Genomic DNA, 1,463 nt, shown 5'->3' on the forward strand with positions numbered 1-1,463 from the left:
CGCTCGGACATCCGCTTGTTGTCGCTGTCATAAGCGGTGTCGTATGGCACCCAAAACTTGGGAGCCACGCTGTAGTAGTGAGTCTTTCCGTCGATCACCTTCCAAAACAGGCGCGCCCTCGAGTTCATGTCCAGCTTTCGCGCAAGGTCGAAACCGGCGATCCACTCTTGCCCCTCGAATTGATCAAGCGTAAGGGAGGTGTCCTCGCAGGCCTTCCAGTCCTGCATGTTGAAGAAGCCAGACTTGGCGCTCACCCACAGGTTGAGGTGCTTCGTTTTGAAGGTNCCTTGGCCAACATCTTGGGGTCGGTCCAGTCGTCGCCCTCATCAAGCGTCCAGATCCAGCCGAACAGCTCATCGTCTGGGACAGTGCCCTCCAGCATCTCAATGACCTGGCGACGCTTGTCGTAACAAGGCCCTTCGATATCAGCGCCGGCCGTGGTGATAATGAACATCAGCGGCTGACGCCGAGCCCCCATGCCCGTGAGCATCGTGTCGTATTGGGCCGAGGTTGGGTGTTCGTGGTATTCATCAATGATGGCGCAGCTGGGTGATGCACCGTCACCCGGGTTGCCGATCAGTGGCTCAAACCGGCTGAAGTCAGACGGGACGTTCATGTTTGAGGCGTTGACCTCAATACCCGCCGCCTTAATCAGATTGGGCGACTTCGTCACCATCAGCTTCGCGGGCCTGAACACTTCCCATGCCTGCTTCTCGGTCGTAGCGCCTGAATAGACTTCGGCGCCGTACTCATCATCAGCAACGAACATGCAGATGCCTACGCCACCGGCTACGACTGACTTGCCATTCTTGCGCGGCACTTCCCAATAGCTTTCACGGAACCTGCGATGCCCCCCCTTCTTTTTGACCCAACCGTACGTTACGGCTAGCCCAAACAGCTGCCACCCCTCAAGCGTGATGCGTTGACGCTTGAAAGCCCACTCGCCCTTGGTATGTGGCAGCAACTGCATCAGCTTGAGCTTTTTCTCAGCCTTCGCCGGATCGAACTTGAATCTGAACCCGCGCTTGCGGCTGGCTGCCATGTCATCAAAATGGCGCTGCACTGCCTGATGGATGTAGCGACAAGCTGGCACTTTCCCACGTAGCAGAGACCTACCCCACACCATCGCTTTATCAACGTTGGGGTGGGCGGACTTGGCCATTCAGGATCTCAATAGTTCGGCGAATTCGTTGGTCTCTTTTTCCTTGTTTCCTCCGATCAGACGTGTGCGGCTGGCTGGGTCAAGGCCGAGCATCGACCCGAACGTCACCATTTGCCGCATCGTTTCGTTCGCCGCGGTCAGTGCCGGGTTTTTCATCGGTCCGCCGGTGGCGCCAGTAACCACGATGCCGTGGGCCTGGACTGACTCCTGCGCCATTCGCCAGTTGTCGTATGCAACGCAGAACGCTTCGACGTTGTGTAAATCAGTTATCGCGACCACGTTTTCACGCAGAAGCTCGGGA

General features: G+C 57.3%; 1 protein-coding gene and 1 pseudogene. Both read right to left on the reverse strand.

Features of this window, described 5'->3' with window-relative positions:
* Positions 1–1,162: pseudogene (locus AO388_RS02255) on the reverse strand (terminase large subunit); the annotation flags it as partial.
* On the reverse strand, positions 1,163–1,463 hold a 301-nt coding region (locus tag AO388_RS02260; protein WP_201786896.1), incomplete at its 5' end, for a phage terminase small subunit P27 family.

It is taken from the genome of Pseudomonas sp. ICMP 10191 (assembly GCF_001467335.1).
Taxonomy (GTDB): Bacteria; Pseudomonadota; Gammaproteobacteria; order Pseudomonadales; family Pseudomonadaceae; genus Aquipseudomonas; species Aquipseudomonas cerasi.